General features: G+C 66.6%; 18 protein-coding genes. 11 read left to right on the plus strand and 7 right to left on the minus strand.

Going from position 1 to position 19,628, the window contains the following annotated elements; translation table 11 throughout:
• Position 1: 1 nt before the first annotated feature.
• Genes ACO1P8_RS23650 through ACO1P8_RS23660 form a run of 3 tightly spaced genes read left to right on the plus strand, consistent with a single transcriptional unit; the run spans position 2 to position 4,118 of the window.
• Positions 2-2,191, plus strand: coding sequence for an alpha-ketoacid dehydrogenase subunit alpha/beta (locus ACO1P8_RS23650; RefSeq protein ID WP_486298285.1), 2,190 nt, complete (start codon positions 2-4; stop codon positions 2,189-2,191).
• On the plus strand, positions 2,191-3,366 hold the full coding sequence (locus tag ACO1P8_RS23655; RefSeq protein WP_486298286.1) for a 2-oxo acid dehydrogenase subunit E2: 1,176 nt from the start codon (positions 2,191-2,193) through the stop codon (positions 3,364-3,366). The genes ACO1P8_RS23650 and ACO1P8_RS23655 overlap by 1 nt, the downstream gene beginning before the upstream one ends.
• A gap of 8 nt (positions 3,367-3,374) precedes the next feature.
• The gene (locus tag ACO1P8_RS23660) at positions 3,375-4,118 is read left to right on the plus strand and encodes a FadR/GntR family transcriptional regulator (RefSeq protein WP_486298287.1); all 744 of its coding nucleotides are present in this window, start codon (positions 3,375-3,377) and stop codon (positions 4,116-4,118) included.
• 49 nt (positions 4,119-4,167) lie between these two features.
• On the opposite strand, the gene ACO1P8_RS23665 is transcribed toward ACO1P8_RS23660, so the two are convergent.
• The 5 genes from ACO1P8_RS23665 to ACO1P8_RS23685 all read right to left on the minus strand — a co-directional run bounded on the left by ACO1P8_RS23665 (position 4,168) and on the right by ACO1P8_RS23685 (position 9,769).
• Positions 4,168-4,989 carry an SDR family oxidoreductase gene (locus ACO1P8_RS23665; RefSeq protein WP_486298288.1) on the minus strand — a complete coding sequence of 274 codons (822 nt, stop codon included), beginning with the start codon at positions 4,987-4,989 and terminating at the stop codon, positions 4,168-4,170.
• Positions 4,990-5,066: 77 nt separating this feature from the next.
• Positions 5,067-5,771, minus strand: a complete 705-nt coding sequence (locus ACO1P8_RS23670; RefSeq protein WP_486298289.1) for an ABC transporter ATP-binding protein — start codon at positions 5,769-5,771, stop codon at positions 5,067-5,069.
• The gene (locus ACO1P8_RS23675; RefSeq protein ID WP_486298290.1) at positions 5,764-7,551 is read right to left on the minus strand and encodes a branched-chain amino acid ABC transporter ATP-binding protein/permease; all 1,788 of its coding nucleotides are present in this window, start codon (positions 7,549-7,551) and stop codon (positions 5,764-5,766) included. The genes ACO1P8_RS23670 and ACO1P8_RS23675 overlap by 8 nt, the downstream gene beginning before the upstream one ends.
• Before the next feature lie 13 nt (positions 7,552-7,564).
• Positions 7,565-8,431 carry a branched-chain amino acid ABC transporter permease gene (locus tag ACO1P8_RS23680; RefSeq protein WP_486298291.1) on the minus strand — a complete coding sequence of 289 codons (867 nt, stop codon included), beginning with the start codon at positions 8,429-8,431 and terminating at the stop codon, positions 7,565-7,567.
• A 132-nt stretch (positions 8,432-8,563) separates the two neighbouring features.
• Positions 8,564-9,769 (minus strand): ABC transporter substrate-binding protein, encoded by a 1,206-nt coding sequence (locus tag ACO1P8_RS23685; protein ID WP_486298292.1) that lies wholly within the window; start codon positions 9,767-9,769, stop codon positions 8,564-8,566.
• Between the two features lie 287 nt (positions 9,770-10,056).
• On the opposite strand from ACO1P8_RS23685, the gene ACO1P8_RS23690 reads away from it, so the two are divergent.
• From ACO1P8_RS23690 to kce, 3 genes are read left to right on the plus strand one after another with little or no spacing between them, the layout of a single operon-like run.
• Complete coding sequence (locus ACO1P8_RS23690; RefSeq protein ID WP_094842517.1) at positions 10,057-10,839, plus strand: SDR family oxidoreductase; 783 nt, start codon at positions 10,057-10,059, stop codon at positions 10,837-10,839.
• Between the two features lie 42 nt (positions 10,840-10,881).
• Entirely contained in the window at positions 10,882-11,820 is a 939-nt protein-coding gene (locus ACO1P8_RS23695; RefSeq protein ID WP_486298293.1) for a 3-hydroxyacyl-CoA dehydrogenase, read from the plus strand.
• Positions 11,813-12,748 carry a 3,5-dioxohexanoate:acetyl-CoA acetone transferase gene (gene kce / locus ACO1P8_RS23700; protein ID WP_486298294.1) on the plus strand — a complete coding sequence of 312 codons (936 nt, stop codon included), beginning with the start codon at positions 11,813-11,815 and terminating at the stop codon, positions 12,746-12,748. Before ACO1P8_RS23695 ends, kce begins: the two co-directional genes overlap by 8 nt.
• A gap of 102 nt (positions 12,749-12,850) precedes the next feature.
• Here kce and ACO1P8_RS23705 read toward each other — a convergent pair whose 3' ends face one another.
• On the minus strand, positions 12,851-13,549 hold the full coding sequence (locus ACO1P8_RS23705) for a GntR family transcriptional regulator (RefSeq protein WP_486298295.1): 699 nt from the start codon (positions 13,547-13,549) through the stop codon (positions 12,851-12,853).
• 227 nt (positions 13,550-13,776) lie between these two features.
• Here ACO1P8_RS23705 and ACO1P8_RS23710 point away from each other — a divergent pair, with 227 nt between their 5' ends.
• The 4 genes from ACO1P8_RS23710 to ACO1P8_RS23725 are packed head-to-tail and all read left to right on the plus strand — an operon-like array spanning position 13,777 to position 18,028.
• Positions 13,777-14,592: a transketolase gene (locus ACO1P8_RS23710; RefSeq protein WP_486298333.1), complete on the plus strand. Its 816-nt coding sequence runs from the start codon at positions 13,777-13,779 to the stop codon at positions 14,590-14,592.
• Between the two features lie 2 nt (positions 14,593-14,594).
• Positions 14,595-15,620, plus strand: a complete 1,026-nt coding sequence (locus tag ACO1P8_RS23715) for a transketolase family protein (protein WP_486298296.1) — start codon at positions 14,595-14,597, stop codon at positions 15,618-15,620.
• The gene (locus tag ACO1P8_RS23720; protein ID WP_486298297.1) at positions 15,617-16,417 is read left to right on the plus strand and encodes a shikimate dehydrogenase family protein; all 801 of its coding nucleotides are present in this window, start codon (positions 15,617-15,619) and stop codon (positions 16,415-16,417) included. The genes ACO1P8_RS23715 and ACO1P8_RS23720 overlap by 4 nt, the downstream gene beginning before the upstream one ends.
• A 9-nt stretch (positions 16,418-16,426) precedes the next feature.
• Complete coding sequence (locus ACO1P8_RS23725; protein WP_486298298.1) at positions 16,427-18,028, plus strand: GMC family oxidoreductase; 1,602 nt, start codon at positions 16,427-16,429, stop codon at positions 18,026-18,028.
• Positions 18,029-18,087: 59 nt separating this feature from the next.
• Here the strand turns inward: ACO1P8_RS23725 and ACO1P8_RS23730 are convergent, their stop codons facing one another.
• Positions 18,088-18,711, minus strand: a complete 624-nt coding sequence (locus ACO1P8_RS23730; RefSeq protein ID WP_486298299.1) for a hypothetical protein — start codon at positions 18,709-18,711, stop codon at positions 18,088-18,090.
• Between the two features lie 163 nt (positions 18,712-18,874).
• On the opposite strand from ACO1P8_RS23730, the gene ACO1P8_RS23735 reads away from it, so the two are divergent.
• Entirely contained in the window at positions 18,875-19,624 is a 750-nt protein-coding gene (locus ACO1P8_RS23735) for an ABC transporter ATP-binding protein (RefSeq protein ID WP_486298300.1), read from the plus strand.
• Positions 19,625-19,628: the final 4 nt, after the last annotated feature.

A 19,628-nucleotide genomic window follows, 5' to 3' on the forward strand; every position in this document is an offset into this window, starting at 1 on the left:
CATGCCGGATTTGCAGACCCTGACCCCGCGCGCGCCCTGGATGGCGCTGGCCAGCACCGAACAGGATTGGGCGCAGGCCGATCCCGTCCTGCTGGGCACGCTGCTGGCGCATTGCCACCTGATCCGTGGCTTCGAGGAAACCGTGCTGGCGTTGGCCGGCGAAGGGCTGGTGCACGGCCCCGCGCATTCCAGCATCGGCCAGGAGGGCGGGGCGGCCGGATCCATCGTGGGGCTGCGCGCGGACGACGGCGTCAGCGGTTCGCATCGCGGCCATCACCAGTTCCTGGCGAAATCGCTGGCGTATCTGTGTCCCGACGGCATCGATCCCACGGCGGATATCGCGCCGGCCGTGCAGGCCTTGCTGCAGCGGACACTGGCGGAAATCCTGGGGTTGGCGCAGGGCTTCTGCAAAGGGCGCGGCGGTTCCATGCACCTGCGCTGGCCCGAGGCCGGCGCGCTGGGCACGAATGCCATCGTCGGCGGCGGCGTGCCCATGGCCGCCGGCCAGGCCTGGGCCAACCGCCGGGCAGGGACCGATGCCGTTATGGTGACCTACTTCGGCGATGGGGCCATCAACATCGGCTCGGTGCTGGAGACTATGAACCTGGCGGCGGCATGGAAGCTGCCGGTGTGCTTTTTCATCGAGAACAATCGCTACGCGGTCGCCACCGGCGTGGACGAGACAACCGCCGAACCGCGCCTGTCGGCGCGCGGCATGGCATTCAACATCCCGAGCTGGCATGTCGACGGCATGGATCCGCTGGCGGTGCATCTGGCCATGCGAGCCGCGCTGGCGTATATGCGTGCCGGCGACGGCCCCACCGTGATCGAGGCGGACGTCTACCGCTATTTCCACCAGAACGGTCCCTTTCCGGGCAGCGCTTTCGGCTACCGCGACCGCGAGGAAGAAAAAGCCTGGCGTGCGCGCGATCCCCTGGATCTGCTGGCGCGGCGGATGGTGACACGCGAGCTGATCGCGCCGGCGCAGATCGACGCGGTGCGCGAACGCGTCGCGCTGGCGATGCGTGCCGCGGCGGATGCGCTGCTGGAAGCGGACCCGGAAGCCGGCGAAGGCAAGCGCCGTATACGCCCCCGGCTGTGGCCCTCCGCGGATTTCCGCGACGTGGGGATACTGGGCGATCTGTCCGAGATGCCGGCCCGCCGCGACGCCGCGGACGACGAATTCCGGGGCGAGACGGTGCCGCGCAAGTTCGTCGATGTGGTGGCCGACGTCATGGACCGACGCATGGCTGGCGACGATACCGTCGTGGTCATGGGAGAAGACGTGCATCGCTTGAAAGGCGGCACCAATGGCGCCACGCGCGGACTGGCGCAGCGCTATCCGGACCGCTGCCTGGGCACGCCCATCAGCGAAAACGCCTTCGTCGGGCTGGCTGGCGGTATCGCCCTGGACGGCCGCTACAAGCCGGTGGTGGAATTCATGTACCCCGATTTCATGTGGGTGGCGGCGGATCAGGTCTTCAACCAGATCGGCAAGGTACGCCATATGTTCGGCGGCGACGACCCTGTGCCGCTGGTATTGCGCACCAAGGTCGCGATGGGCACCGGCTATGGATCGCAGCATTCCATGGATCCCGCCGGCATTTTCGCGACCTGTCCCGGATGGCGCATCGTCGCGCCTTCCAATCCCTGCGATTACGTGGGGTTGATGAACGCGGCCCTGCGCTGCAAGGACCCGGTGCTGGTGATCGAGCACGTCGATCTGTACAACGCCATGGCGCCGGCGCCGCGCGACGACCTGGATTTCGTGCTGCCGGTGGGGCGTGCCGCCCTGCGGCGCACGGGACCCGCGGTAACGGTGATCGCCTACCTGTCGATGGTCGGCCACGCCATGGAGGCCCTGGACAGCCTGGGGATGGAAGCGGACCTGATCGACCTGCGGTGGCTGGACCGCGCCAGCCTGGATTGGGAGACCGTGGGCGCCAGCGTGCGCAAGACCAACAATGTGCTCATCGTGGAGCAGGGTGCGCGCGGGACCTCGTATGGAGGCTGGCTGGCCGACGAGATCCAGCGGCGCTATTTCGATTGGCTGGACCAGCCGGTCCAGCGCGTGACCGGCGGCCTGGCCGCGCCCAGCATCTCCCGGGTGCTGGAGCGGGCGGCGGCGGCACGCACCGAGGAAGTGATCGAGGGACTGCGCGACATCCTGCGCAATAAGGGGGAAGGCTGATGGCGACGATGGTATGCATGCCGGCCGTGTCGGCCAACGCGCCGGACGCCGTGCTGGCCGAATGGATCGTGAAGGAAGGCGACAGCGTGCGTGCGGGCGACAGCCTGGGCGGGATAGAAACCGACAAGGCAGTCGTGGACCTGGAGGCCGAGCACGACGGCGTGGTCGGGAAGCTGCTGGTGGCGCAGGGCGCCCGCGTGGCGGTAGGCGCCCCGGTTGCCTTGCTCTTGCGGGAGGGCGAAACGCCGCGCGATGTCGCGGAAGCAGGGGAACAGGTGGAGGCGGCCGGGCTCACCGCCCCGTCGCCGGGCCCGGCGGACCCGTCGCGTATCTTCGCCAGCCCGATCGCGCGCCGCACGGCCGCCGCGGCGGGGCTTGCGCTGTCCGACCTGGCGGGGTCCGGCCCGCAAGGGCGCATCGTCAAGCGGGACGTCGAACAGGCGCTGGCCGGCGACGGCACGCGTCCGGCGCCGGCCGGGGGGCATACCGATGCGGCCGGTTTCGACCTTATTCCCCACGGCTCCATGCGCAAGGCGATCGCACGCCGGTTGACCGAAAGCAAAAGCACGATCCCGCATTTCTATTTGCGCGGACTGTGCCGGGCCGACGCGTTGCTGGGGCTGCGGGAGCAATTGAAGGCCGTCGTGCCGGGGCGCGTTTCCATCAACGACCTGGTGATACGCGGTGCCGCCTGCGCCTTGCGCGATGTGCCGGATATGAACGTCACCTGGACGGCCGACGCGCTGCGGCGGCACCACCGTGCGGACATCTCGGTGGCCGTGGCCACGCCCAACGGCCTGGTGACGCCCATCGTCAAGGCCGCGGACGGGCTCGGCGTGCCGGCGATCAGCGAGGCCATGACGGCGCTGATCGAGCGCGCGCGGGCGGGCCGGCTGGCCCCGGCCGAATACGAGGGAGGCAGCTTCGGCATCAGCAATCTGGGCATGCTGGGCGTCGCGGATTTTGCCGCCATCATCAATCCGCCGCAGTCGGCCATGCTGGCGGTCGGGGCGATCGTCAGGGAAGCCGTGGTCGATGAGGATACGATACGGGTCGGCTCGGTCATGCGCTATACCCTGGCCGTGGACCACCGCGCCATCGACGGCGAACTGGCCGCGCGGTGGCTGGCGCGCCTGACCTGGTACCTGGAGCATCCTGTCGCGATGCTCGTATGAGAACCGTGATGCAGCATTCTTCCTTTCCTCCTTGCATCGACGCGCTGGACGAGCAGCCCATCGCGCGCGGCGAAGGCCTGGCGGCCGGCGTGGCGCAGCGCCTGCGCCGGGCGATCGAACGGCGCGATCTGGCGGCCGCCGGCAACCGGCTGCCGTCCGAGACCGCGCTGGCCAAGGCCTATGGGGTCAGCCGGCCGGTGATCCGCGAAGCGATATCGCTGCTGAAGTCCGACGGGCTGGTGATTTCGCACCAGGGCCGGGGCCAGTTCGTCAACCCGCAAGGCAGCACTGTGTTCCGGCTGGAGCCCCCGGGGGATACGGAAACCGGCTTGAGCGAGCTGTTCGAGTTCCTGCTCGCCGTCGAAGTCCCCGCGACGCGATTGGCGGCCCAGCGTCGCGGCGCGGCCGAACTGGAAGCCATACGCACCGCCTATCAGCGCCTGTACCAGACCACGCGCGATCTGGGCGACGGCACGGAGGAAGACGAAGCCTTCCACCGGGCCATCGTGCGGGCCAGCCATAACCCGTATTTCATCGCATTCGCGAGCTTTCTGGATACCCGCGTGCGCGGACTGATCCGCACGGCGCGCAAGAACACCCGCAATCGCTCGATGGAGCTGGTGTGGCAGGTGCAGCGCGAGCACGAGGCGATACTGCGCGCCATCGAGGATGGCGATCCGGAGCGCGCCGGCGCGGCCGCCACGGCGCATCTGACGAACGCCGCGGCCCGGCTGGTCCTGTACAAAGGCTAGCCGCTGTCGGCACGGCCGGGGAGCCGGCACGGGCGGTTCCGGCGCGGCATCAGGTCATCAGCCAGCCGCCCGCCACGTCTATCGTTTGTCCCGTGATGAAGCGGGCCTGGTCGGACGCCAGGAACAGGCAGGCATCGGCGACTTCCTCCGGCGTGCCCAGGCGCCGCATGGCCGTGACGCGGCTGACCGCGTCATTGATCTCCTGGGGCACGGACTTCAGCAGCGGGGTCGCGATGCGCCCGGGCGCCAGCGCGTTAACGGTGATCCCGTGCTCGCCCAGTTCTCCCGCCCAATGGCGGGTCAGGCCGATCAGGCCGGCCTTGGTGGCGGCGTAGTGGCCGGCGACGATATCGCAGTAGGTCTTGCCTGCGACGGAGGACATATTGACGATGCGGCCCCAGCGTTGGCCGATCATGTGCGGAACCGTCAGGCGCGCCAGGTAGAACGCCGCGTTCAGATTGACGCGCATGACGGTATCCCACTCGCCTGGCGGCATTTCCCACACTTTCAACGCGCGGCCGCTAGTCTTGGGCGAAATGCCGGCGTTGTTGATCAGGATATCCGCGTGCCCGAGCGCCCGCGCCAGTGCATCGCATGCGGCTTCGCAGGCGGCGAAGTCCTGGATATCCGCCTGGACGAAGCGCACCGGATGCCCGGCGCCGGCCAGGCGTGCTTCCAGCGCGGCACCCGCTTGCGCGTCGCGGTCGATCAGGCCTACCTTGGCGCCATGGTCCAGCAGTGCCTGCACGATGGCCGAGCCGATGCCGCCGACGGCGCCCGTGACAATGGCCGTCCGGCCATCCAGCCGGCCGCCCGCGCCGGCGAAGCGGGACTGGGCCGTGGCGGCGGGGTGGGAAGACGATGCAAGCATGGCGCGTTTCCTGTTCCGTGGTTCCTGCGATGCGGTTCGCGTAACCGCGCTTGCGCGTCGGGGGGATCGCGGCGCGGTCAATGGCCCAGGTAGGCCTTCTTTACGTGCGGATTGTTCAGCAGTTCCTCGCCGGTCCCGGCCAGCACGATGGCGCCGTTCTCCAATACATAACCGCGGTCGGCCAGGCGCAGCGTGCGGAAGACGTTCTGCTCCACCAGCAGCACCGTGACGCCATGTGCGGTAATGCGGCGGATGATGTCGAACATCTGCTGCACCAGCAGCGGCGACAGGCCCAGCGACGGTTCATCGAACATCAGCAGCCGGGGATCGGCCATCAGGCCGCGCGCGATGGCCACCATCTGCTGTTCGCCGCCCGACAGCGACCCCGCGTACTGGGCCAGCCGCTGCTTTACGCGCGGAAAGGTCTGCAGCACTTCGTCCAGCTTGCGCCGCACCTGTGCCCGCGCGGCACGCTTGTAGGATCCCATCAGCAGATTGTCGCGAACCGTGAAGTGCGGGAACAGCTGGCGGCCTTCCGGGATCATGGTGATGCCGGCGTCGACGATGTCGCAGGGGGTACGGTTGGTCAGCGTGCGTCCTTCGAACTCGACGCTGCCGCCCTGGCAGGGGATGATGCCGCACAGGGTCTTCAGGGTGGTCGTCTTGCCGGCGCCGTTGGCGCCTATCAAGGTGACGATTTCGCCGGCCTGCACCTCGAAATCCAGGCCGTTCAGGACCTGGGTCTTGCCGTAGCCGGCCCGCAGCTGCGATACCTTAAGCATCCTGGTACTCCTTGCCCAGATAGGCTTCGATAACCGCCGGATCTTCCACGACCTCGCGCGGCGCCCCGCTGACCAGGACGCTGCCTTCGTTGATCACGATGATGCGATCCGACAGGGCCATGGTGGCGCGCATCATGTGTTCGATCAGCAGGATGGAAACGCCGCTGTCGCGGATGTCGCGGATCAGCTGGATCGCGACCGCGATGTCAGTGGGGTTCAGGCCGGCCATGACTTCGTCGAGCAGCAGGATGCGCGGCCGCGTCGCCAGCGCCCGGGCGACTTCCAGCCGCTTCATGCCGCCCACCGTCAGGTTGCGCGCCTCGGTGTCGAGGAAGCGCGTAAGGTGCGTGCGCTCGGCGATCTCGCGCGCCAGGTGCTCGGCTTCGTCGTGGTCGCGGGTATGGATATAGGCGCCCAGCATGATGTTTTCCAGGACGCTCAGGCCCGTGAAGGGTTGGGCGATCTGGAAGGTGCGGCCCAGCCCATGGTGGGCGAAGGCGTCCGGCGTGTCGCAGCTGATCCATGCGCCGCCGGGGTCGCGCAGGTGCACGTTGCCCTGGTCCGGCGCCAGGAAGCCCGAGAGCAGATTGAAGACGGTGGTTTTGCCTGCGCCGTTCGGGCCGATGATGCCCAGGATCTCGTTTTCGTGCAGCGTCAGCGACACATCGTTCGTGGCGCGCAGCCCGCCGAAGCTCTTGGACAGGTTTTCGGCCTTCAGCACGGGTTGACCGAGCGGCTTCGGATTGGCGGCCGCCGCGCGGGTGCCGCCCATGGCGACGCGCCTTTCCGGCGTGCTGCCCAGATAGGGCAGCCGCGCCAGCAGGCGCTCGACGCGCGGGCCGAACGCCCCGGCCAGGCCGCGCGGGATGGTAAGCACCACGGCCACCAGGATGAGGCCGTAGATCAGTCCATGCATGCCATTGCCGACCGCGCTCAGCCAGCCGCGCGCCAGTTCCGCGATGGGCAGCACCAGCACCGTGCCGGCGACCGGGCCGGCGACGGTGCCCAGGCCGCCGATCAGCGCGAACATCGCGATCTGCACCGACAGGTCCAGCGAGAATGCCGAGGCCGGGTCGATGAAGGTCAGGTAGGTGATATGGAAGGTGCCGATGACGCTGGTGAGCACGGCGGAGATGACCGCCGCCTGGATCTTCACCCGCGTGGTGTGTATGCCCACGGCCCGGGCGGCATCCTCGCGTTCGCGGATGGCGATCAGGTAATGTCCCATGCGCGATCTGCGCACCAGCCAGGACACCCACAGGACTCCCACGAATAGCGCGAAGGCGATGATGACGTAGTTCACTTTTTCGCGGAATACGATCCAGGTCCAGCCGATGTTCAGCGGCAGGCTGATACCGCTGGAGCCGCCGGTCCAGCTTTCCTCGTGAATGACCAGCAGGCGGAACACTTCGAGGATGGCGATGCTGGCCAGGGCGAAGAAAGGTCCGCGCAGGCGCAGCGTCGGGTAGCTGACGACGACCGCGACGATGCCGGACAGGATGGCGCCGACGACCATGCCTATCCACGGCGAGATCGCGAAATTCTGCGTCAGCAGGGTCGCGGTGTAGCCGCCGATGCCGTAGAACACCGCATGTCCCAGGGACAGCTTGCCGGCATAGCCGCCGACGATGTTCCAGGCCACCGCCATGGCCGCGAATACGAAGATCAGGATAAAGAGATTGGTCCAGAACGGCGTGCCCAGGACCACCGGAAGCACGAACATGACGGCCAGCAGGATCGCGCTGACGTACGCTTTGGGGCTGCGGAAATCGGGAAACACGTCTTGCTCCTTGTTATTCCGTGCCGACGCCGAACAATCCGGCCGGCCGCAAGACGAGAATCAGCAGGAAGATGCCGAAATAAACGACTTCCTTCAGATCGGGCGCGATGTAGTAGCCCGCCAGCGAGTCCACGACGCCGATGATCATGGACCCCGCCACCGCGCCGTACAGGCTGCCCATGCCGCCCAGGACGACGATGACGAAGGCGGTCAGGACGAAATACGTGCCGACCGTGGGGAATACCGGATACTGCGGCGCCAGCAGGCCGGCCGCGACGCCGACGAAGGCGGTGCCCAGGCCGAAGGCGATCACGTAGACCATCTTGACGTTGACGCCCATCAGCATGGCGGCGTAGCGATGCTGGGCCACGGCGCGCAATGCCCGTCCCAGGTAAGTGCGGTGCATGAAGACGTGCAGCAGGAAGGCCAGCGCGAGGGCAACCGCGAAGGTGACCAGTTGTCCGCTGACCATGGAATACTTGCCCAGGGCGACGGCGCCCGTGCCCACTTCCACCGGTGCGCGGAATACGTTGGCGCCGAACACCACCAGGGCCAGGTTCAGCAGGATCGTCGACACGCCCACCGTGGCAAAGATCTGGATGTGTTCGTCGGCATCGAGCAGCGGCTGGATGATGGCGCGCTGCGTAAAGGCGCCCAGCGCGAACATGATTACCGCCACCGGCGCCAGGCCGATGTAGGGATGGATGCCGAAGTGGCTGGCCGCCAGGTAGACCAGGTACATGCCCACCATCAGGAATTCGCCGTGGGCGAAGTTCACCACCCGCACGACGCCGAAGATCAGGGTCAGGCCCAGGCTGATGATGGTGTAAGCGCCGCCCAGCAGCAGCCCGTTGATGATCAGCTGTACGAAGATATCCATTGTGCAATCCCGCGAAGGCGCAGGACCGGCCGCGCGCGTGCGGCCGGCCTGCTGTCCGGTTCCGAGCCTGCCAGCCCCTGGGCTGGTTCGACGGTGCCAGGCTCTTGCCGGTATCGATAGCCCGGGCCGGGACTACTGCTTGTTGAAGACCGGCTTGCCCAGCGCGAGATTGGGCGGAGCGATGGTGACCAGCTTGCCGTTGTCCTGCCATTGCATGACGTAGAACTCCGACGCGTTGTTCTGGCCGTCCTTGCCGAAGTCGAAGCCCCAGCCGTTGGCGGTTTCGCCGGGCTTCTTCTTGTACGCCAGCACGGCGGCGCGGATCTTGTCCTTGTCGGTGGATTTGGCGTTGGCCATCGCTTCCAGGAACGCCTTGGCGCCCACGTAGTTGGCCAGGCTGTGGCCCGATTGGGGATCGCTCTTGTAGGCGGTCCTGTAGGCCTGCAGGAACTTGTCCAGTCCCGGCGCGCCCTGCGGATTGATCGAGGCCTGCGGGAAATCCAGATCGAACACGCCGTTGATGCCCGGGCCCACGGCCTTCGCGGTATCGGCCAGCGAATAGCCGCCGCCGGCGCCGATGACCACCTTGGGCGCGAAGCCGGCGGATTTCGCCTGGTTGAAGTACAGGATGGCGTCGTTCTGGTAGGCGGTCTGCAGGACCACATTCACATTGGCGCCTTTCAGCCGCAGGATCAGCGAGGACAGATCCACGGTCTTGGCCGAATAGGGCAGGACTTCCGCGACCTTGTAGCCGAGTTCCTTCGCGCGCTGTTGTTCCGTGGCGGCGACGTCGGTGCCGTAGGGACCGTCTTCATGGATGATGCCGATGACGATGTCCTTCGCGTTCATGCCCATGCCCGGCGCGACCAGGTCGTGCAGCGCATTGACGACCGCATAGCCGTACTTGCCCGTGTTGGGGTTGCTGCGGAACAGGTACTTGTAGCCGCGTTGCGTAATTTTGTGCGCCGTCGCGCCCAGTTCGAAGTACGGAATGCCGGCCAGTTCCGTAACCGGTGTTGCAGCGTAGGAAATGCCGGAAGCGTAGCTGCCGAAGACCGCGACGACGCCCGAGGACGTCAGGCGCTTGGTTTCGGAAACGGCCTGATTGGGATCGACGGCATCGGCCTTGAGGATCTGGATTTTCTCCCCGTTGATACCGCCCGCGGCATTGACTTCGTTCACGGCGATTTCCAGCCCGCGATAGCTTTCCTGTCCGAGCAGGGCCAGCGCGCCGCTGAAGGGGTAGACGGCCCCGACCTTGATGTCCGCCGACGCGCCGGCGCTGAACATCATCCCGCATGTACCGACTGCCAACGCGAACCTGGTGATTGTGTGCATGTCTCGCTCCGTTATGTCGTTGTAGGGGATCGCTGCATAAGGCCGGGCGCGTTTAGCATATATGATATATTTTTCGCGCGGACGATCGAAAGCTGCCCAATTCTGTCGTGGCGCCGGAAGCACGGTAAATGAGGGATTACCCGGCCCGGCTGGAGGCGGCCTGACGGATCGCATACAGCCAGTCGGAAAGGCGCGCGGCTGCGGTGCGACGACGCCGTGCGCAGGACAAGGAAGGCCATGAACGCGGCGCGCACGGATGCGCCGCACATGTTAAAGGAGACTAGCGCATGTTCGACGAAGTCGATTTCCGCGGCAGGAAAGTACTGATTACGGCGGGCGCGGACGGCCTGGGATGGGAGATGACCCGGCTGTTCCACCGGGCGGGCGCGGATGTGATGATCTGCGACGTCAACGAGGCGCGGCTGGCCGAGGCGGCCGGCGAACTGCCGGGCCTGCGCGCGGTGCGGGCCGATGTCGCCGACGAGGCCAGCGTGGCCGCGCTGTTCCAGGCGGTTGCCGGTGAGTTGGGCGGCCTGGACGTCCTGGTCAACAACGCGGGCATCGCCGGTCCCACGGGTGCCGTCGAAACCCTTTCCAAGGCCGATTGGGATCGCACGCTCGCCGTGAACATCACCGGGCAATTCCTTTGCGCCCGCCTGGCCGTGCCCTTGTTGAAGCAGTCCCGGGCGGGCGTCATGATCAATCTGTCGTCGGCGGCGGGACACCTGGCATTTCCTGGACGGTCCGCGTATGCGGCGTCCAAATGGGCGGTCGTGGGCTTTACCAAGACGCTGGCGCTGGAATTGGGGCCCTACGGAATCCGCGTCAATGCGATTCTGCCCGGCGCGGTGGAAGGCCCGCGTATCCGCGCTGTGATCGATGCGAAGGCGCGCGCGCTGGGACGGCCCGTGGCGGAGATTGCCGGTCAGTACGAAAGCCAGGCGGCGCTGGGCCGCATGGTCACGGCGCGGGACGTGGCGAACATGGTGTTGTTCAACGCCAGCGAGGCGGCGGGCAGCATCTCCGGCCAGGCCATCGCGGTCGACGGCTTCACGCAAAAGCTTTACTAAAGCCGGTTAACCAAGCCGGTTGACGCTGAAAGGAGACGCTTCATGCCTACCGCTGCCATCGTCGGCGCGGGACTGGTCGGGCAAGGCTGGGCCATCGTATTCGCGCGGGCGGGCTGGCAAGTCCGCCTGTACGACGTGGCCGCCGATCGCCTGGCCGAAGCCCGCCAATTGGTCGAACAGCAATTGCATGCGCTGCAGGCGCACGGACTGCTGCGGGATGCCGCCGGCATCGCCGCACGCGTGCAGACAGTGGACACGCTGGGCGGGGCGCTGGCGGGCGCGAGCTATGTGCAGGAGAACTCGCCGGAACGGCTGGACGTCAAGCGCGCCCTATTCGGCGAGCTGGATGCGCTGGCTCCGCCCGAAGCCATCGTCGCCAGTTCCACATCCAGCATTCCCGCCAGCCTGTTCACGGAGCATCTGCCTCAGCGTCATCGCTGCCTGGTGGCGCATCCCGTGAATCCGCCTCATGTCATTCCGGTGGTGGAAATCAGCGGCGCGCCATGGACCAGCGGCGAGGCCATCGCGCGAACGCGGGAGATCCTCGATGCGGTAGGACAGCGGCCCGTGGTGGTGCGCAAGGAAATCGAGGGATTTGTCCTGAACCGCCTGCAGGGTGCCTTGCTGCAGGAGGCCTTTCGCCTGGTCCGCGACGGTATTGCCAGCGTCGAGGATATCGATACGACGATCAAGGATGGGCTGGGATTGCGCTGGTCGTTCATGGGCCCGCTGGAAACCATAGACCTGAATGCCCCCGGCGGCATCGCCGACTATTGCGAGCGCTACGGCCCGATGTACGCTTCCATAGGCGCGACGCAGGCCGATTGTCCGGCCTGGGACGGCGCGCTGGTCGAGACGCTGTCGCGCGAACGGCGCGATGCGCTTGCGGCCGCGGATCTGGCAGCGCGCCGTTTCTGGCGTGACGAACAACTGATGCGCTTGATGCGCCATAAACAGCGGAATGGAGAGACGGATGGCTAAAGCCAAGCAGAAGGTAATTATTACCTGCGCCGTGACCGGCGCGATCCACACGCCCAGCATGTCGCCGCATCTGCCCGTGACGGCCGATGAGATTGCCGAAGCGGCGATCGGCGCGGCGCGCGCCGGCGCGGCCGTGCTGCATCTGCACGCGCGCGATCCCGGGACCGGCAAGCCTTCGCAGGATCCCGCGCTGTTCGAGCCTTTTCTCAAACGCATCAAGCAGGAAACCGATGCCGTCATCAATATCACGACGGGTGGCAGTCCCCATATGACGGTGGAGGAGCGCATGCGCCCCGCGGCCACGTTCAAGCCGGAGGTCGCTTCGTTGAATATGGGTTCGATGAACTTCGGCCTGTTTCCCATGCTGGATCGCTTCAAGGAGTTCCAGCACGACTGGGAGCGCGAACACCTGGAGAACAGCCGGTCGCTGATCTTTCGCAATACCTACCAGGACATCGAAACCATCCTGTCGATCGGCAACGCCAACGGCACGCGCTTCGAGTTCGAGTGCTATGACATCAGCCACCTGTACAACCTGAAGCACTTCGTCGACCGCGGCCTGGTGAAATCGCCGCCGTTCATACAGTCGGTGTTCGGCATCCTGGGCGGCATCGGGCCGCACCCGGAAGACCTGATGCACATGAAGCGCACGGCCGACCGCCTGTTCGGCAGCGATTATGAATGGTCCATCCTGGGGGCCGGACGCAACCAGATTCCGCTGGCCACGATAGGCGCGGCGATGGGCTCGAATGTGCGCGTCGGGCTGGAGGATTCGCTTTGGATCGGCCCGGGCCGGTTGGCGGAGTCCAATCGGATGCAGGTAGAGCGCATCCGCACCATTCTGGAGGCGCTGAACCTGGAGATCGCGACGCCGGATGACGCACGCGAGAAGCTGGGGTTGAAGGGCCGGGAGAACGTTGCCTTTTAGGCGGAGCGGCGCGCCGGCCGCCGGCGGCCGGCACGATGGCGTTCGGGGCGATACCGGTCGCGCGGAACGTGTGCCGCCGGAATGGAATGCCGCCGGTAGCGCTTAGCGGCCGCGCGCGGCCGCTTCCTGTTCCTGTTCTTTTTCGACCAGCCAATCGATCATGATTTTGCCGCCCCAGACCAGGTCGGCCTGGATGGCCTTGGCGGCCGCATCCGGATCGCGCGCTTTCAGCGCCGCCAGCACCGCTTCGTGCCGATGCTGGCCGCCGGAATAATCCAGGCCGGCCGTCTTCACGTGAAAGACCTTCAGGATGGGGCCGGTGATGACCCAGAACGATTCCACCGTATTGCGCAGGATCGGCATCCGGCTGGCTTCCAGGATGGCGAAGTGGAATTTGCGGTTCAGGTAGCTGGCACGCTTGGGATCGCTGGAGGTGCAGGCGATGAACTGCTGCTGCAGGGCGACGAGGTTATCCAACTGCGCGCGGGTGATTTTGGCCGCGGCCTCGGCGGCCCCCATGCCTTCCAGATGAAAGCGGATTTGCTGGATTTCGCGCAGCTTTTCCGAATTGACGTAGGGCACATAGACCGCCGTCGCGGCCTGCATTTCCAGGCCCTGTTCGCTGATCAAACGGAAGATCGCTTCGCGCACCGGCGTGATGGAGACGCCCAGTTCCTGGGCCAGTTCGCCGATGATGAGCCGCTCTCCCGGCTCGTACTGGCCGTTGATGAGTGCTTCCCGTATTTCGGTATAGACCCGGACCGACAGGTTCTCTTTTTTGACGGGCTTGAGGTTGGTCATGGCGCGAACTGCGAGCCGCTGGTGAAGAAGGACGGAATTCTAGCGCGCGGTGGTGCTTTTCCCGATGGGCGGCTATATTATATATCATATATCATGCAGACAACGATAATCGGAGGCAGGCCATGGTCGACGCTGTTCCTTCTGGCGGGCAAAACCCGGGCGATCCGCGCGGGCCTTCCGGCGCCGTCGATGCTGCCGCGCAAGGCGTCGATCCCACCTGGATCGCCATGCTGCGGGAAAAGGCCCGCTTCATCCGGCTGGAAACGATCCGGCTGATCGAAATCGCCAAGGTGGGCCACTACAGTTCGGTCTTCTCCTGCGCGGAGATCTTCGCGGCCTTGTACTACGGCGTCATGCGGCTGCGCCATGGGGAGCCGCACTGGGCAGGGCGCGACCGTTTCCTCATGGGAAAAGGCCATGCCGCGGTGGGGCTGTTCCCCGTGTTGGCCGACCACGGCTTTCTTGCGCGGGAATTGCTGGACGGCTATACCCGGCTGGGCAGTCCGCTGGGGGATCATCCCGATATGACCAAGGTGCCGGGCATCGATTTCAGCTCGGGGTCGATCGGCCATGCCTTGTCAAACGGCGCGGGCATCGCTCTGGGCGGGCGCCTGCGCGACGAGGATTTCAATGTTTTCGTGATGCTCGGCGACGGCGAAATGCAGGAAGGGCAGGTATGGGAGGCCGCGCTGTTCGCCGCCCATCACAAGCTGTCGCGGCTGATCGCCATCGTCGATCGCAATGGGTATCAGCTGGATGGCAGGGTGGATGCCGTCATCGGCATCGAATCGCTGAAGGACAAATGGTCGGCCTTCGGATGGCAGGTGCACGAAGTCGATGGACACGACCTCGGCGCGCTGACCGCGCTGCTGCGCCGGCTGAAGGCCGACACGGCGCGGTCCGGCCCCGCCTGCGTGATCGCCCATACCGTGAAGGGCAAGGGCGTCGGCTTCATGGAAACCGAACCGGGATGGCACCTGGGTTATCTGGCGCCCGCCGATGCCAGGGCCGCCGTGGACGAAATCCTGGCGCGGGAGATCTGAACATGACCGATGCACTCCCGCAGTCGCCGCGAGCCGGGCATCCGTTGTCGCCCGAGTCCTGGCAGTATCGCGCCCTGAACGCCGTGACGCCCGGCCTGGCCTGGCTGGCCGATGCCCTGATCGAGCTGACCCGCGACGGCCATCCCGTCGTTGCCGGGTCGGCGGACCTGCAGCACTCCAATGGCTTGGCGCGCTATGCCGAGGCCTATCCGGATCGCTATATTCAGTTCGGCATTTCGGAGCAGAACATGGTGTCCGTCGCGGCGGGGCTGGCCGCCACGGGCCATATGCCTTTCGTCGCGACCTTCGCATCCTTCCTGGGACTGCTGTGCTGCGAACAGATCCGCATGGACGTGGCCTACACGCGCCTGCCGGTGCGGCTGATCGGCCATCACACGGGCATCAGCCTGGGGTTCTATGGAACCTCGCATCACGCCACGGAGGATATCTCCACCATGCGGGCCATCGCCGGGCTGACGGTGGTATCGCCGGCCGACGGCCCCCAGCTGGCGGCCGCCATCAAGGCGTCGGTCGACTGGCCCGAACCCATCTATTTTCGCATCGGCCGCGGTCGCGACCCGCAGGTCTACGACGCGCATGCGCCTTTCGTCTTCGGCAAGGCCATCGTGCACGACGTCGGCAGCGACGCGACGCTGGTGGCTTGCGGTATCACCGTCAGGGCGGCAATCGACGCCGCGGCGTCCTTGCGGCGGGAAGGGTATTCCGTGGGCGTGATCGATATGCCGACGATCAAGCCGCTGGATCGCGAGGCCGTCCTGGCCGCGTGCGCGCAGGCTCCGTTGATGATGACTGTCGAAGAACACAACGTGCTCGGGGGATTGGGCTCGGCCGTGGCGGAGGTATTGGCAGAAGCCGGCGGCGGTACGCGGCTGGTGCGCCATGGGATCTATGATGAGTACAGCCTGATCGCGCCGCCGGCGACGCTTTATGCGCATTACAAGCTGGACGCCGACGGTATCCGTGAGACGGTCCTGAGCCACATACAAAAGAACGGAGACAAACGATGACGCCCATCAGCGGCAAGACTCGGGTATACGGCATCCTGGCCGATCCCATCCATCACGTGCAGGCGCCCCAGCGCTTGAACGAGTATTTCGCCTCTATCGGCTTCGATGGCGTGATGATCCCGATCCACGTGCGTCCGGATAATCTTCCCGCGGTGGTGGCCGGCCTGCGCGGCATGGAAAACCTGGGTGGCCTGGTGGTGACGGTACCGCACAAGACGGCCATTCTCGCGTTGTGCGACGAGGCCTCGGAGGTGACGCGCAAGATTGGCGCGGCCAATGTGGTGCGCCGCGATGCCGGCGGTCGCCTGGTCGCCACCATGCTCGATGGAGAAGGGTTCGTGGGCGGCCTGCGTGCCGAGGGCAAGGCGGTGGAAGGCAGGACGGCCTACCTGGCCGGTGCCGGCGGCGCCGCCAACGCCATCGCGTTCGCGCTGGTCGGGGCCGGGGTGACGCGGCTGACCGTCGCCAATCGCACGCGCGCGAAGGCAGAGGACCTGCGCCAGCGCATCCTGGCGCTCCATCCCGCGGCGGACGTGCGCGTCGGGTCGGAGGACCCCGGCGACCACGACCTGGTGGTCAATGCCACGTCGCTGGGCATGCGCCAGGGCGACGCGCTGCCCCTGGATGTATCGAGGCTGACGCCGCGGCAACTGGTATGCGAGGTGATCATGCAGCCGCGCGAAACCGCGCTGCTGCTGGCCGCGCGCGAACGCGGCTGCGCGATCCAGTATGGCGCGCCCATGCTGGCGGCGCAGGTCGCGCTGATGGCGGACTTCATGGGCGCGCGGGCGGCCTAGCGACGCGCGATGGAAACCTACGATTTCATTATCGCGGGCGGCGGTACGGCCGGCTGCATTCTTGCCAACCGGCTGACGGCCGATGGCCGCTATCGGGTACTGATGCTGGAGGCCGGCCGCGATGGCGGGAATATGTGGGTGTCCATACCGGCGGGCTTCAGCAAGCTGTTGGTCGACCCCGTCTACAACTGGCGTTTCCAGACCGAGCCGGAAGAAAACGTCTGCAACCGCGTCATCTCCGTGCCGCGCGGCCGCGGTGTGGGCGGCTCCACATTGATCAACGGCGGCATCTATGTGCGCGGGCAGCCCGGCGACTACGACGGCTGGGAGCGCGCCGGCGCGGCGGGATGGTCATATCGCGATGTCGAGCCGTATTTCCGCAAGCTCGAAGACTTCCCCCGGGGCGGAGCGTCGCGGGGGAAGGGCGGCCCGATGCATGTGTCGCAGGTGCGCGAACGCTTTCCCGTGGCCGATGCCTTCCTGGCCGCCGCGCGGCAGGACGGCCAGCGCATCAATCCCGACTACAACGCCGACGACCAGGAAGGCTTCGGCTACTACCAGGTCCTGCAGCACCGCGGGCGCCGCTGGACGGTGGTGGACGGCTATCTGCAGCCGGCGAGCCGGCGCCCGAACCTGCATATCGTCGCGGGCGCCCATGTGACGCGGCTTTTGTTCGAAGGCGGACGCTGCGTCGGCGTGCGGTATCGCAAGGGCGTTGGCGAAGTCGTGGCGCGGGCGGGCATCGAGACGCTGCTCTGCATGGGCGCGGTGCAATCGCCGCAGATGCTGGAGCTCTCGGGTATCGGCGATCCGCAACGCCTGCGGGCGCTGGGGATACCCATGGTGCACGCGCTGCCCCAGGTGGGGGAGAACTACCGCGAGCACTATGCGACGCGCATGAATTGGCGCGTCAAGGGAACCGTCACTTTGAACGAAATGTCACGTGGCTGGCGGCTGGTGCAGCAACTGGGAAAATACTACGCTGCGCGGCGCGGCATTCTGACCCTGGGCACGGGGCTGGTGCACGGGTTCATCAAGACCCTGCCCGACATGCCGTCGCCGGATGCGCAGTTCTTCTTCGTGCACGCCAGCTATGCCAATGCGGCGGAACGCATCCTGGACCGCCATCCGGGCATGACTTTGGGGGTGGCGCAACTGCGCCCCTGCTCGGTCGGAAGTATCCATATCAGGGCGGCCAGTCCCTACGAGCCGCCCGCCATACGGCCGAACTTCCTGAGCTCGGACGTGGACCGGACCTGCCTGATCGAGGCCATGCGGATTGGCCGGCGCATCGTTGGACAGGCCGCGCTGCGCGAGTATGTGGCCGAGGAAACCAGCCCGGGCGCGGCGGTGGAGAGCGATGACGAGTGGCTGGAGTTCGCGCGCCGGAATGGCCAGACCATCTATCACCCGGTCGGTACCTGCCGCATGGGTTCGGACAAGGACGCCGTGACCGATCCGCGCCTGCGCGTCCGCGGGTTGGCGGGTTTGCGCGTGGTGGATGCTTCGGTGATGCCGGCCATGGTATCGGGTAATACCCAGGCGGCGGTGATGATGGTGGCGGAGAAGGGTGCCGATATGATCCTGGAGGACGCCCGCCGCGCGCAGTGAGCGGTCCCGCGACGCGCGCGAGTGACGGGCGCCGCGCGCTGGATTGCCGCGGTCGCGCCTTATGCCGAGGCGCTCATCGCCCACGCTTGCAGGTAGCGTTCGTAGTTGGCGACGTCGTCGTCCGGGTCTTGCGCGCCATTGCCGTCGGTCGGGCATGCCTGGCGGCCGGAGGCGGCGGCGCCTTTGGCCGGCTCGTCATTTGCCAGGCTCACGACCAAGCCGCCGAGGAATTCCGCGAAGGCATTCAGCACACGGTGCCATACGCCGATGGTTGGGCAGAGGCCGGTGCCGGTGTTTTCGGCGGCGCTGTGCGTTGGGGATTGCGCGGGAGCTTGCGTGGAGGATTGCGGAATCTGGCGTCGCGAGCGCGGCGCGGCGATAGTGTCCTGCAGGGGGCCGGCGGCGGGTAGCCTGCGGTCGGCGGCGGTATGGCCCTGATGGCAGGGCGCCAGCAGTATGGTGCCGGCTTTTATTTTCATCCCGTCCACCGCGTCTTGTGCCGCGCGGCTTTGCAGAGGATCTGCCGGTGGCGGGTTGCCGTGTTGGCTGAGAATCTCCACCAGCCGTTCATAACCGCGCGTGTTCCGCAGATTGTCGCCCGTGACATGGCCCGAGGCATCGATTTTCGATTCGTCCGTGGGCGTCAGGGGGTAATAGCAGGTAGGGGTGCCAGATATGTTCACGTGTTTCTCCTTGCGATGAGGATCGCGTCGGCTGAGTGCGGCGCCCTATGTGAAAGTTCCTGGCATGCGCCCCCGGTTACGATAGGAGCGCGGCGTGCCATCGCCCGGCCCTCCGATGCCGAACGGCCGTGCCGCCGCAAGGCGTGCTGTCCAGGAGTCTCGCTTGCTTATCGTCGAAGACCTGCATAAGTCGTTTGGCACCGCGCAGGGCAGCCTGCCCGTGTTGCGCGGCGTGAATCTGCGCCTGCGTGCCGGCGAAAGCCTCGCATTGATGGGTGAATCGGGGAGCGGCAAGAGCACGTTGTTGCATGTGATCGCCGGCCTGGAGCGCCCCGACGGCGGACGCGTCGTGGTGGACGGGATGGCCTTGCACGCGCACGGCGAAGCCGGCCTGTCGCGCTGGCGCAGGACCGGCATCGGCCTGGTCTTCCAGCAGTACAACCTTCTGGGCAGCCTGGACGTCGCGGCCAACCTGGGCTTCCAGGCAAGGCTGGCGGGGCGCCACGATGCCGCCTGGCTGGCGCACCTGACCGATCGGCTCGGCCTGTCGGCGCTGCTGTCGCGCTACCCCGAACAATTGTCCGGCGGCCAGCAGCAGCGCGTGGCCATCGGCCGCGCCCTGGCCCATCGTCCCGCCTTCGTGCTGGCCGACGAGCCCACGGGCAGCCTGGACGAAGCCAGCAGCGATGCCGTGCTGGATCTTTTGCTGGAACTGGTGCGCGACGCGGGCAGCGCGCTTCTGATGGTGACGCACAGCGCGCGCCTGGCGGCACGTTTGTCGCGCCGGCTGACGCTGCATCTGGGCCGGGTATGCGCGGACGATGGCGATAGGGTCGAATCGGACGGCGATGGTGTCGATGCGTACGGCGATGGTGTGGATATGGGCGGCGGTCGCACCGGCAGGACACGATGACCGG

The organism is Bordetella sp. (assembly GCF_057362025.1).